The organism is bacterium, from assembly GCA_035945995.1.
Lineage (GTDB): Bacteria > Sysuimicrobiota > Sysuimicrobiia > Sysuimicrobiales > Segetimicrobiaceae > DASSJF01.
Window position 1 is genome coordinate 1 of sequence record DASYZR010000008.1, and the last position, 12,877, is coordinate 12,877.

At 63.3% G+C, this 12,877-nt stretch carries 10 protein-coding genes and 2 pseudogenes; 2 read left to right on the forward strand and 10 right to left on the reverse strand.

Annotated features, from left to right (window positions below):
• Positions 1-346, forward strand: a 346-nt coding sequence (locus VGZ23_00710; GenBank protein ID HEV2356130.1) for an ATP-binding cassette domain-containing protein, incomplete at its 5' end; no start/stop codon positions are given.
• A gap of 577 nt (positions 347-923) precedes the next feature.
• Here the strand turns inward: VGZ23_00710 and VGZ23_00715 are convergent.
• From VGZ23_00715 to VGZ23_00725, 3 genes and pseudogenes are all read right to left on the reverse strand, one after another.
• Positions 924-3,021: pseudogene (locus VGZ23_00715) on the reverse strand (xanthine dehydrogenase family protein molybdopterin-binding subunit).
• Between the two features lie 62 nt (positions 3,022-3,083).
• Positions 3,084-3,560, reverse strand: a complete 477-nt coding sequence (locus VGZ23_00720) for a (2Fe-2S)-binding protein (GenBank protein ID HEV2356131.1) — start codon at positions 3,558-3,560, stop codon at positions 3,084-3,086.
• Positions 3,561-4,530: 970 nt separating this feature from the next.
• Positions 4,531-4,866, reverse strand: coding sequence for a hypothetical protein (locus tag VGZ23_00725; protein ID HEV2356132.1), 336 nt, complete (start codon positions 4,864-4,866; stop codon positions 4,531-4,533).
• Here VGZ23_00725 and VGZ23_00730 point away from each other — a divergent pair.
• Positions 4,843-6,840, forward strand: a complete 1,998-nt coding sequence (locus VGZ23_00730; protein ID HEV2356133.1) for a LuxR C-terminal-related transcriptional regulator — start codon at positions 4,843-4,845, stop codon at positions 6,838-6,840. The genes VGZ23_00725 and VGZ23_00730 overlap by 24 nt on opposite strands.
• A 421-nt stretch (positions 6,841-7,261) precedes the next feature.
• Here the strand turns inward: VGZ23_00730 and VGZ23_00735 are convergent, their stop codons facing one another.
• From VGZ23_00735 to VGZ23_00765, 7 genes and pseudogenes are all read right to left on the reverse strand, one after another.
• Complete coding sequence (locus VGZ23_00735; GenBank protein HEV2356134.1) at positions 7,262-7,390, reverse strand: hypothetical protein; 129 nt, start codon at positions 7,388-7,390, stop codon at positions 7,262-7,264.
• Positions 7,391-7,532: 142 nt separating this feature from the next.
• Entirely contained in the window at positions 7,533-7,784 is a 252-nt protein-coding gene (locus VGZ23_00740) for a UBP-type zinc finger domain-containing protein (protein ID HEV2356135.1), read from the reverse strand.
• Positions 7,785-7,832: 48 nt separating this feature from the next.
• On the reverse strand, positions 7,833-9,491 hold the full coding sequence (locus VGZ23_00745; protein ID HEV2356136.1) for an MFS transporter: 1,659 nt from the start codon (positions 9,489-9,491) through the stop codon (positions 7,833-7,835).
• A gap of 51 nt (positions 9,492-9,542) precedes the next feature.
• Positions 9,543-10,439: a DUF5996 family protein gene (locus VGZ23_00750; protein ID HEV2356137.1), complete on the reverse strand. Its 897-nt coding sequence runs from the start codon at positions 10,437-10,439 to the stop codon at positions 9,543-9,545.
• Positions 10,440-10,468: 29 nt separating this feature from the next.
• Positions 10,469-10,618 (reverse strand): annotated as a pseudogene (locus tag VGZ23_00755) (NAD(P)H-dependent oxidoreductase).
• 58 nt (positions 10,619-10,676) lie between these two features.
• The gene (locus VGZ23_00760) at positions 10,677-11,873 is read right to left on the reverse strand and encodes an epoxide hydrolase (protein HEV2356138.1); all 1,197 of its coding nucleotides are present in this window, start codon (positions 11,871-11,873) and stop codon (positions 10,677-10,679) included.
• Positions 11,874-12,106: 233 nt separating this feature from the next.
• Positions 12,107-12,763, reverse strand: coding sequence for a hydrolase (locus tag VGZ23_00765; GenBank protein ID HEV2356139.1), 657 nt, complete (start codon positions 12,761-12,763; stop codon positions 12,107-12,109).
• Between the last annotated feature and the right edge of the window lie 114 nt (positions 12,764-12,877).

A 12,877-nucleotide genomic window follows, 5' to 3' on the forward strand; every position in this document is an offset into this window, starting at 1 on the left:
GGCCGCGAGCTATCCCTCCCAGCTATCGGGCGGAGAGCAGCAGCGCGTTGCCATCGCCAGGGCCTTGGACATGGAGCCGGAGGTGATGCTGTTCGATGAGCCGACCTCGGCGCTCGACCCAGAAACGATCGGCGAGGTGCTTAACGTGATGACTCAGCTCGCCAGGGAGGGCATGACCATGATCGTGGTGACGCACGAGATGACGTTCGCGCGTCTGGTCGGCGATTGGATCATCGTCATGGACCGCGGGGCCATCATCGAGCAGGGACCGCCGAAGCAGATTTTCGAGGCGCCCACGGTCGAGCGCACGCGTGACTTCCTTAGCCATCTTGGCTGGTCGGGCTGAGACGTCGGCCCAGAGAACCTGCGCCTGAGGGATGCGGCTTGAAGACCGCCGATAGAGGCAGCTTACGGCACGCCCACGGCCCTTCGACGGGGGTCCCTCAGCGAAAAGCCCTATATATCAAGGGCCGGAAATGGTGGAGGCGGCGGGAATCGAAACCCACCAGCCTTAGTTACCTGGGGAACCCGTGTTTGCCTCGTCTCATCTTGTCTTTCTAATATTGCCGGCACGTTCCCACAGAGACGTGCCTTCCCGTTCCCCTGTATACCCTGCCTATCCGATGCAGGTTACGGCACGCCTGCGGCACTCGAGTCGTAGGCCTGGTGTTCGGGGCAGGAAGCCGGGCTCACCTTTTCGATTAGGAATGCGATCGTAACAACATCGTGGGCGCAAAGTAGCGCACCGCGGCGGGCCAAATGAACGGTCTGCCGGTCCACTCAGTGGACTGTCACTCGGTGAGTTCTATGTCGCCGATTGGGACCCACCCTCCTTTTTGGTCACGATTTCGCTCTGAAAAATGGGACCGGACATCCTGCGGCTCTAGTCCGGCCAGTCCCGACATTTTCAGATCCAGGATCAATTACGCCGTGCGCAGCCGCTCGGGCTTCAGCGGCAGCTTCCGGATTCGCTTGCCGGTCGCCGCGAAGACGGCGTTGGCGAGCGCCGGCGCCGTGACCGCCGTGCCGGGCTCACCGATCCCGCCGGGCGTTTCGCCGCTTCGCACCAGGTGCACCTCGATTGCAGGCGCCTCATTGATCCGCAGCACACGGTAGTCATTAAAGTTGGACTGCTCGACGCGGCCATTCTTGAGCGTGATTTCGCCGTACAGGGCGCCGCTGATGCCGAAGATCACACCGCCTTCGATCTGGGCCTTCGCAATGTCTGGGTTCACGATTGTGCCGCAGTCGACGGCGCACACGATCCGATGCACGCGCACGTCGCCCGATCGCGACACTTCCACATCGGCGACCTCAGCTGCATACGTATCCCAGCTACTGTAGAGGAGCGCAACTCCGCGACCGCGGCCGGCCCGCAGCGGCCGCCCCCACCCGGCCGACTGGGCCGCGAGATCTAGCACTGCCCGAGCGCGCGGCGACTTGGTAAGGAGCGCGCGGCGATATTCGACGGGATCCTGCTTCGCCGCAGCGGCGAGCTCGTCTATGAAGCTCTCGATCACGAACGTATTGTGCGTGACCCCGACGCCGCGCCAAAAGCCGGTGTTGGCTGGCTCCTCGTGGCGCACGTATTCGACCTGGAGTGCGGGGATATCGTAGACGAGCTCCATCGCCCCGTCCACCGCATCGACGTCGATCCCGTTCTTGAAAAAAGACGGCACCCAGCGAGCAATGATCGACGGGCCGACGATCCGGTGCGTCCACGCGATCGGCCTCCCGCGCGCGTCCAACCCTGCGGCGATCCGGTCATAGTAATAGGGGCGATAGAAGTCGTGCTGGATGTCTTCCTCGCGAGTCCAGACCACTTTCACCGGGCCCACGACCTGCTTTGCGACACGGGCGGCCTGGGTGACGTAGTCCACCTCGAGGCGCCGGCCGAAACCGCCGCCAAGCAAATGGTTGTGGACAACCACCTTGTCAAGGGGTAGCCCCGTGACCTGAGCCACCGCCGCCTGCGCGCGCGCCAGGACTTGCGATCCGGTCCAGACGTCGCAGCGTCCCTTCTGCACATGCACCGTGCAGTTGGCCGGCTCCATCGCCGCGTGAGCGAGGAACGGTACCTCATATACCGTCTCGACCCTCGTTGCCGCACCGTCGATGGCGGCGCGGGCGTCACCCTGCTTCCGAGCGACCGCACCAGGCGTCTCCGCGGCCGCCGCGAGTGCTTTGACGACGTTAGCGGTGCCGACGTCGCCGTTCGACCCGTCATTCCAGCGGACGGCAAGAGCGGCAAGACCCTGTTTTGCCGCCCACATGTGGTCGGCCACGACCGCGACCGCATCGTCGAGCCGCACCAGCTGGCGCACACCTTTGACGGCCATCGCCTTGCGCTCGTCAAGTCCGGCCACCTTGCCGCCGACCACCGGACTCGCCGCGACCGTCGCGATCTTCATTCCCGGCAATCGCACGTCGATGCCGAACTGCGCGGTGCCGTTCACCTTCGCCGGAGTATCGAGCCGCTTGGCGGAGGTGCCGATCAGCCTGAAGGCTTCAGGCTGCTTCAGCGCGACGTTGTCCGGCACCGGCTGCTTCGCGGCGGCGGCGGCCAACGCGCCGTATTCGATCCGGCGGCCGCTGACGCTGTGGATCACTGCGCCTCGCTCTGCGCGACAAGCCGCGGGGTCGACCCCCCCACCGCTTGGCCGCCGTGGCGACGAGCATCGTTCTCGCAGTCGCGCCGGCCCGTCGCAGCGGTTTATAGAGCGCCCTCACCGAGCTCGAGCCTCCGGTCGCCTGGAAGCCGAAGATCGGGTTGGCGTACAGCTTGTCATCCGGCGGTGCGTGTTCGACCGAGACTTGATCGACCCCGACCTCGAGTTCCTCCGCCAGGAGCATGGGCAAGGCCGTGTACACCCCCTGCCCCATTTCAACCTGCCCGATGATCATGGTGATGCGTCCATCCGTGCCGACGCGAATGAACGCATTCGGCGCGAAAACCGGCGGCGTGGCAGTCGCAGCAACCGCGGGCCCATTGGGTCCCCCGTCGAAGCGCCACCCCAGCAGTAATCCACCGCCTGCCGCGGCACCCACAATCAGAAGCTTCCGGCGAGACACGCGGTCCACGATCAGCCTCCCTTGCCGGCGGTCGACGTTGCCTTCGCGGCGCGCTTGATGGCGGCGCGGATACGGGTGTAGGTCCCGCACCGGCAGATGTTGCCCGCCATGGCCGCGTCGATGTCGGCGTCCGTGGGATGGGAATTACTCGCGAGCAGAGCGGCGGCGGACATAATCTGGCCGGACTGGCAATAGCCGCACTGTACGACCTCGAGATCGAGCCACGCCTGTTGGATTTTCCTGCCACCCGGCGTGGCGCCGATGGCCTCGATCGTGGTGATGTGCTTCCCGCTCACCGCGGCGACGGGCGTCACACACGAACGGATCGGCCGGCCGTCGACGTGGACCGTGCAGGCGCCGCACAGCGCCGCGCCGCAGCCAAACTTCGTCCCGGTCAGACCAATGACGTCTCGCAGTACCCATAGCAAAGGCATGTCCGGCTGCACGTCAATTGATCGCGGTTTGCCGTTGACCCTCAATTTCATCACAAACCACCATCCGCTGCTTCCATCATCTGAGCGAATCTCACATAAGCACGGCCACCCACCGGCCTGATTCGAGTGAAGTTACGTGGCTTGCCGGGCCCGGCGGTCAGCGTCCAGCTCGCCGTCAATGCCTACGCTGTTACTGTCGTGTTCGTTGATTATGACGACGGTGGTGCCCGTCGGGCCCCATGCTTCATGTAGGGCATCCGTTATGCGCTTGATCATAGTTCTCTTTTGATCCTTCGAAAGGCCGGTGGGTCCGTTGACATCCACGACTGGCATACGTGCCCCCCTCCTTTACTTGGCAAGTCTATCTTGTCGGTCTGACTCACGAACATGCTGGCATATGCGTCGTCGGGACGTTACGGCCAAAAGGCCAAAATACAACAGGTACAAAAGGACCGCCACCGAACACGCTGCCACGGCTTCTTCGGCAATGCCGCTATGATGGGGGGCACGTCACAATCGTGGTCAACCCAGCCCAGCACGGTTGGTCGACCGCAGTTTCGTCGTTCGTAGTGGCCATAGCTCAAGAGTTCCTTCGGGAGCCCTAGTCACAACCTTGGTTTGGGGCCGGCACTGACCGCACGAAGCCTCGTCAATGATGCTAGACTGGGCAGAATCTTATTGTGGGTTCCTCTTCTCTTGACAAGCAGGAATTGGGGAATTTGGAAACTACTCGTTGCGTAGAGACAGGGAGTGAGCGCCGAATACCGGCTTCCTACAGCCCTCTCCTTGTGCGGAAGTCCGAAACGCCTGCTCTTGCGCCGGACCGATTGTTCTCGTCGGTCACCGTTGGTATCATTGCCAAGAGCGGTTGTCCTGGCGATCGGTTGTACGCCGATTCGAGCCGACGCCCAGGTTGGTTACCGCACGTCACATCCAAAGGATGACTGTGCCGAAGCGCCGCGGACGTGAGCGAGAGACTCGCAGGAGACCTGCAACCGATCTCGTACCGCGCGCGCCGCAATTTCTAGCTGATCCGGCGCCCCTCATTGGCCGCGACCGAGAACTGGACCTGATTCGGCGATACCTGCTCGACGACGCGATCAGGCTTTTGACGCTCACCGGTCCAGGCGGGATCGGGAAAACGCGTCTGGCGCGTGCGGCCGCCGCGAGCCTCCACACGCACTTTCCCGATGGCGCCTGGTTCGTGGATCTGGTGTCCCTGCGAGATCCCGGCGGTCTCTATTCCGCGATCGTACAGGCGTTGCAGCTCGGCGAGCGGACGACGCAGACGCCGCAGGCACGTATCGTCGAATTCATGGAGGGCCGCCGTCTGCTGTTGGTCCTCGACAACTTCGAGCACCTCCTGCCCGCCGCGACGCTCATTGGCAAACTGCTGGCCACCTGCCCAGGCTTGCATGCGCTGGTGACGAGTCGCGAACCGCTAAACCTCCGCCAAGAGCAACGCCTGCTCATCGAGGGATTGGCGCTGCCTGACCTCACCCGACCGACCGCTGCAGCTGTCGCCCAGGCGCCGTCGGGCGCCCTCTTCCTTGAACGGACCAAGTTGGTCCGGCCCGATTTTGCCGTGACGGCGGCGAGCGCGCCGGCGCTGGCCGAACTGCTGCGCACGCTCGACGGAATTCCCCTGGCCATCGAGGTCGCCGCGGCGCGCAGTAATGTCTTGTCCCCGGCCGGGATGCTGGCGCGGCTGCGGGGGGAGGCCTTGCTCACCACAGCGGAGGCACGCGATGCGCCGGCCCGGCACCACACTCTCAACGACGCCATCGAGTGGAGTTATAAGTTGCTGGACCGGGGCGAGCAGGAAGTGTTTCGTCAGCTTGGCGCGTTCGTGGGCGGATGGACGCTGGATGCCGCCGACGAGGTCGTTCAGCCTCGCGACGCCCGCGAAGCCGTGTGGAAGATCCTCGTGTCGCTCGTGGAGAAGAGCCTGGCGCAGGCCGAAGCGATCGATAGCACCGATCGCCGGTATCGGATGCTGGAACCGATCCGTGAGTACGCGCTGGCCCGGCTGACAGAGAGCGGGGAGCTCGACGCCGTCCGCGGGCGGCACGGGGATTACTACCTGGCGCTGGCGGAGCGGGCGGCGCCGGAGTTGTGGGGAAGCGAGGAACAGTCGTGGGGCCGCCGTCTGGAGCAAGAGCACGAGAATTTCCGGGCGGCGCTGCGGTGGGCCAAGGGCCGAGGAGACAGCGAACGTCTTCTCCGTCTCGCAGGGGCGCTGGCAGATTTCTGGTTCGTCCGCAGTTACCTGCAGGAGGGGCGCCGGTGGCTGGAGGAGGCTCTCGCGCTGAGCCCGGACGCCCCTACGCCCCTCCGCGCAAGGGCGCTTGTGGGCGCGGGCAGGCTCGCGGCATTGCAGGGCGACGGCACGTCGGCTCGGGCGCTCCTGCGGGAGTCGCTGCAGCTCGCGGAGAGCCTCCATGATTCGACCGCGTCGGCCCGTGCGCTCTCCCGTCTCGGCGTCGTCGCCCTGCTCGAGGGGGACGGCCCCGAGGCGCAGGCGCTGGAGGAACGAAGCCTCGCGCTGTACCGAGAGTTCGACGACCTTCGAAGATCCGCGGACGCGACGGACGCGACGCTCAACTTGGCGTGGGCCGTGGTGCTGCTGGGGAATCTAGAGCGTGCCGAGGCTTTCTTCATCGAGGGCCTTGAGCAATCCCGGGTGGTCGGGAGTAAACGCACGGCCGCGTACGCGATGAGCGGCCTGGCCTGGGTCAAACTCAAGGGGCACGACGCCGCTGGAGCCGCCGCCCTGGCTTGCACCGCGATCACCGCGGCGGGGGAGGCTGGTCGGTCGCGCGCTCCGTGGGTTGCCGTGACGATCGCCGCCCTGGTGAGCGCTCACCGTGACGAGCTTCAACACGCTGTTCGGCTGCTGGCCGCGGTCGAGGCCTGGAGCAATTGGACCGCAGACGTCTTCGTCTCTCGGGTCCTCTTGCGAGAGGTCGAAACCTACCCCGAGTTCATCGCCGGCGCGCGCCAGAAGTTGGGGGAGTCCGTCTACGAGGCGGCCGTCACCGAGGGTCGGGCGATGTCGGCGAGAGAGGCGGTAGACATGGCGCGGGCATGTGTTGAGCCTCTCGCCGCGGACGGTCCGGGTGGCGCTGGCCCCGTTGCCCATCCACTGTTAAGCCAGCGTGAACAAGCAGTGCTGCGGCTCATTGCCGACGGCTTGCCCAACAAACAGATCGGGACTGCATTGGGGCTTTCCCCGCGCACGGTGAAAACGTACGTAAACTCGGCGATGAACAAATTGGGGGCGGACAACCGCTCGCACGCTGTCGTCGTGGCGATTCGACGCGGACTGCTGTGAGCATCAATCGCGAAAAACTGACCGATGCGCGGGTCGGGACAAAAAGAGACACATTGTGCTAGCCAAGACTGAGCGGGGAGCAAGGCGAACGGGTGCATGGTTACATCCGAACCACTCGTCTTTTGATCACTCAAACCCATTTTTCGTTGCCCATTTCTACTAAGCTAGCGGGTGGGATACGGACCGGCGGCTACGACATTTGCCTGCACAGTGACAAATGCACCTTAGCCATCGGTTACTCTCTCCGTAACCGGCTGCGTAGAATCGTGATCCGCCAGTGCGTGGCCAGGACCGGGTTTCTTCCGATCAGCGCAATCACTTGAGATCCGACCCCGCCGGTGATAGGGTCCGATCCTCTTGATCCGCAGCACGACGGATCATTCCGGTCTTGATCCCGCTTGTCACGGTTTGATCCGGCCAGTCAGGCTGTCGATCCCGTTTCTTCCCCGTCACGGCGACCACCCTTCTCCAGCGTCTCAATTTCCAGATCTACTGCAGCCAGAAACTCCGCGTGCTCACTCATCAGGCCATCTTCGAGGGCCTCGACCATCAAATGCATCCGAAGTTCACCCTCCGTTGCGTACGTCTTGTAGCAGAAAGGACAACGCCGCATGGTTGAGCCCTCTTTCAGCAGACGGACAACCCTGTCCGTACGGTGCACGACTCACGGGGTCCGCCGGACAACCTCTCACTCAGAGAACGATCTCATCGATGTAGCACCACCGCCAGTCCTCTCCGGGTTCGAAGGATTGGATGAGCGGATGTCGCGTGGCGTGAAAATGCTTGGTTGCGTGGCGGTTCTTCGAGTCATCGCAACAGCCGACATGCCCGCAGGTCAAGCACAATCGGAGATGCACCCAGGTGTCGCCGGTCTGCAGACACTCCTTGCATCCTGTGCCCGAGGGCGAGACTTTGCGGATTTGATTCAGATGTGTGCAGGTCATCGCTATACCAACCTCCATGAGTATCGTCAACTGACGTCGATGCCGGTACTATGTCGATTCCGACACAACCGCGCGTCCGGAGGGCGGCGGTGCTCCCGGGGGCACCCCAGCACTGATGTGGGTGCATCGCCGCCACGATGGGTCCGGGGAGACGACCCGCGCCAGACGCTCGTTCCTAATTGTCCGGATACCGGCGCCGTTGATCGCAGCTCCTCCAAAAAGCAGCACGGCGGCAACCAGCGTCACAAGACGAAAGGCGCCGGTGGACGCGTCGCGAGCGGCGCGCCGGAGATCCTCCGAGCTTCCCGGGGCAGGCGGATTGAGGGGCGCGACCTCGTCGCGCACCGCCGGGGACGCGATGTTCAACCCGGGGACCTGTCCTGATAGCGACGAGTAGAAATGCGCGGTGAGCACAACAAACAGCGCGGCGACGGCGAGTTCGGGGCCAACATCCGAAATCGCGTTGTTGATGGCGGACGCCACCCCTGAGTGCTCGACAGGGACGGAGGCCATCAGCGTCGCAGTGAGCGGCGCGACCGTCACCATGCCCCCAAGTCCAAACACCAGGACGCCGGGAAGTATGTCGGTCACGTACCCGAGGGGCGGCAAGAACGTACCGACCGCCGAGAGGTTGAGACCCCAGGCCGGGCTCGCGGCCGGAATCCGCGCCAACCAGAGGGCGCCGAGGGCCATGAGTGCCGGTCCCGCCGTCATGAACCAACGCGCCCCGTACCGGGCGGCGAGCGCACCGAACCGCGCCGAGAACAGCGCCATAAACAGGATCCCGGGGACGGTGGCGACGCCGGCGGCCGCGGCGGAATATCCGAAGGTCCCCTGCAGCAGTAGCGTTAGATAGTACAAGATCACGGCGAGCGCCGCGTAGATCACGAAGCTGGAGAGGTTCGTCACGGTGAAGTTTCGGGAACGAAACAGCGAGGGCGGGACCAGGGGATTCGAGACGCGCAGCATCCACCACGGCAGCAACGCGGTGGCCGCGGCGCCGATTCCGAGCGCGACGTAGGCGGCCGGGTTGTGCCACTGCCGTTGCTGGCCTGAAACGGTGCCCACGACGAAGCCGCCCACGGCGAGCGCTGTGAGCAGTGTGCCCGGCACATCGAAGCCTTTCGCCGCAGCCGCGTCTCGGCTTTCGCGGACAAACCGTCGGGTCATCCATAGCGTGAGCAGCACGAGCGGCACATTGATCAAGAACACCGCCCGCCAGGACACCGTGTCCACGAGCAATCCGCCGACAAAAGGCCCAAGAATCGTGAGGCCCGCCGTGGCGCTGGACCACACACCAAAGGCCCGCCCCTGCGCCTCGCCGGTAAACGTGGCCGTGATCAGGGCCAGCGACCCTGGGAGCAGCAGTGCCCCGGCCACTCCTTGCAGCACGCGAAACACCACCAGCCACTCCAGAGTGGGCGCCACCCCGCTGAGGATTGACGTCGCGCCGAATCCGGCGACCCCAAGCGAAAACATCCGGCGGCGGCCGTACGCGTCGGTCAACCCGCCCGCCAGAATGAGCAGCGCGCTTTCTGCCAGGAGGTACCCGCTGTAGACGTAAGACTGGCCTTCCAGAACGCCAAGGAGGTGCGCGGGCAGGTCGTGCCCGATCCGCGGTAGGGCGACCGACACCACACTCGAGTCCAAAAACACGACGCACGACCCGAGAATCGTCGCCCAGAGCGTCCCGCGTTCGTTGCTCACCGCTCGACCCCCATGGCCGGGGAAACGTCGGCTTCGGCTACGACGATCTGCCTACCGTAATTCCAGATTTTCGCGATCCCATCGTCCCAGCGCCGCGGCCGCCTCGTAGGTGCTCTGGAGGAACTCCAACACCATGGTCTCCGGATCCGTGGCGGAACGGACGGCATCGTACGGCAGCAAGAAGTTGTTGAACTCCTCGCTGTAGTAGGCCGGCGCCGCGACCCACGCGTCCTTGAACCCGTCAGGTTCCGGCGCCGCGTACGAATAGAACGCGGGGGCCGTGAGACTACCGCTGCCCGGCCACCAGCCGCAGCTGCTCACCTCGTGCGAGTAGCCCTCGCGCGTGATCTTGTCGGCGGTCGCGGATAGTTTGGTGTTGCGACGGCCGTTGAACCGCGTGACGGCCAAATCGAAGCTTCCCCAGAAAAAGTGTACCGGGCTCGCCTTGCCGATGAACCGAGCCCGAAACTCCTTGAAGACTGCGTCCGCGCGCAACAGAATGCGCCACCATCGATGTGCGCTCGCTGCGTCGTACGCCGCGTGTCGATGGTCCGCTGTGAACCGGATCGGCGCCGGGACCTCCACGGGCATGGTCCAGATTCTCACATCGATCGCAAGTCTTTGCAGCGTCTCCATCACGTCGCGATAGAAGTCGGCGACCGATCGAGGGCGGAGCCCGACCGTTTCGGTCCGGCCTTCGGCCGTTTGGAAGGTCAACACATGATCGATGAAGTCGAACGTCGCATCGAAGGCGCGGTCGCCGAACGGGATCGGCGTGGTGGTCAGACCACGAGACGTCAGGTAGAAGGGCGCCTCCCACCAATGATTGAGGTGCGGCGTGAGTTTGAGCCGGATCTTTCCCACGATCTGCGTCCACATGTGGAGCGTCTCGTACGTCTCTTTCCAGTTTTCCAGCGGCAGCGGAGGCCACGCCTCAGAGTTACGCATATCGAGCTCCATCAAACAGAGGGGCGCGCTTCCAGGTGCGGAAGGTTGAAATCCCTGATATCCACGAGCTCAAACTCGGCGTCGCTGCACTTCATTGCAATTTCGTGCACCCACTTCGCCACCGGTTCACCTTTCCGGCCCGGGCGCGAGCTTCCGAGGACGATCGCTACCCTCAGCATGGTGACCTCCCGCTCAGACGCGCCATATGTGTAGTTGACGCCGGCGACCTCTTGGGTCTTACCGCACCTGACGAAACGCCTTGCGCAATTCGGTAACGAACAGCTCGGGCTGCTCGAGCGCGGCAAAGTGACCGCCTTTCGGGACATCGTTCCAGTAGAAGAGCTTGGAGTAGGTTCGCTCTCCCCACACCCTCGGTGGCGTGAACATGTCTCTCTTGAAGATGCTGACGGCAACGGGCAGCTCTAGCGGCATTCGGGCGAAATCCTTTCTGAAACTCTCGTAGTACAGCCGCGCCGAAGATGCGGCGGTGTCGGTCAACCAATAGAGCGTGATATCGTTCAACATATGGTCGACGGAGATGGCCTCCGCGGGATCACCTTTGTTGTCGCTCCATCCCTGAAACTTCTCGTAGATCCACACTGCCTGCCCAACCGGCGAGTCGGCAAGACCGTACCCGAGCGTCTGTGGACGAGTCCCCTGTATAGCCGCATAGCCAGAGGCATCCGTCGAGTATCTTTCGAGCTGAGCAAGTGCCGCCTGCTCTTCGATTGTATAACCCCCCGGTGGTGGTGGAGGAGGCGGAAAGAGGATCGGAAGATTCAGGTGAACCGCGATGAGCCCAGAGGGATGTTGCTTGGCCATCCAACTCGAAACGCCCGCGCCCCAATCCCCGCCTTGCGCGACATAGCGGCTGTATCCTAGGCGCTTCATCAGCTGTGCCCAAGCATTGGCAATGCGCGGAAGACGCCATCCAGGTTCGGTCGGTTTGTCTGAGAACCCAAACCCAGGAAGCGAGGGGATGACGACGTGAAAGGCATCCTCGATCGTACCGCCGTAGGCGGTTGGGTCCACCAACGGACTGATGACCTGAAGAAATTCCACAACCGATCCTGGCCAACCGTGAGTCAGAATGATCGGCAGGGCGTGCTTGTGCTTCGATGGGACGTGAATGAAGTGAATTCCGAGACCGTCAATCCGCGTGCGAAACTGGGGCAGTGAGTTCAATACTCCCTCAACCCGACGCCAATTGTACTGAGCGCGCCAGTATTCAACCAGCGCCCGCGCTTTCGCGAGTGGGACACCTTGCGACCAGTCCGTTACCGTCTCTTTTTCGGGCCAACGAGTGGCGCCGAGTCTCTTCTTGAGGTCGTCCAATGCCGCCTGCGGTACATGAACCTTGAAGGGCACAACGTCGGCTGTCGCGGGCGGGGGTACTACCGGGGAAGCGCTACCGACCGTCGCCTGGACGCTCATCGGCGAGAGGCCCGCCGACAAGAGCGCTGCACCTCCGGATGCAGCGACAAGCATGAACCTGCGGCGCGAGTAGACGGGTATTGGTGGCCCTGCTCTTTCTCTATCCTCTGAGTCGCGCTTCATCAGGTTTCTCCCAGGTATCCGCGTTCAGTAGTACTTCTCGACCTTCTCAACATTGTGTCGCACGCCTCTGCCGAAGACGAACGACGTGTACACCTCGTCCGCCCGAAGCTTTACGCGCCCGTCGCGACGGGGGCACGCATCAGTTGATACTCCCACTGGAGTGCAGCACCGGCACTGCCGGCATGGTCTAGCAGGATCTGAGGAATATCCTTGAGTGTCTCGGTCCGCGCCCAGTCACGCTGAAGTTCTCCGAACACGCCAAGCCAGGTAACCGGTTGAGCACCCGCGGCCACGAGGCGGCGGATCGCCATGTCGTGTGACTCCGGAGAGACGCCGCCCGAGGCGTCGGTCACGACGTAGACGTCGTAGCCGTCACCCATCGCGTGGATAGCGGGCATTGCAAGACACATCTCCGACCAGAGTGCGGCGATGATGAGCTTCTTCCGCCCGGTCTTGTTCACCGCCGCGACGACGCGGCTATCCTGCCAGGAGTTGATGAACGTGCGGTTGATCGGCTTCTGATCCGGGAAGACCGCCTGGAGCTGCTTGAAGATCTCACCGCCGCGTTCTGCGACGACCCCTGTGAGAATCGTCGGGACACTGTACGCCTTCGCGACCTTGGCGAGACCTGTGACATTGTTGATCACCATTGTAGGCTCGTGACTGTTTACGTTGGCCAATTGGAACGGCTGGTGATCGATCAGGAGAAGCACGCAGTTCTCCGGTGTCAGAAGAGCGTCAAGGCCGACTTTCGTGAACGTTTGCATGATGTACACCTCCTCGATGCGTCTATCTTCTTGGTCTGATCCGTGAAGATACTGGCATATGTGTCGTTGGGACGTTACGGCCAAAAGGACCAAATACGACAGGTACAAAAGGAC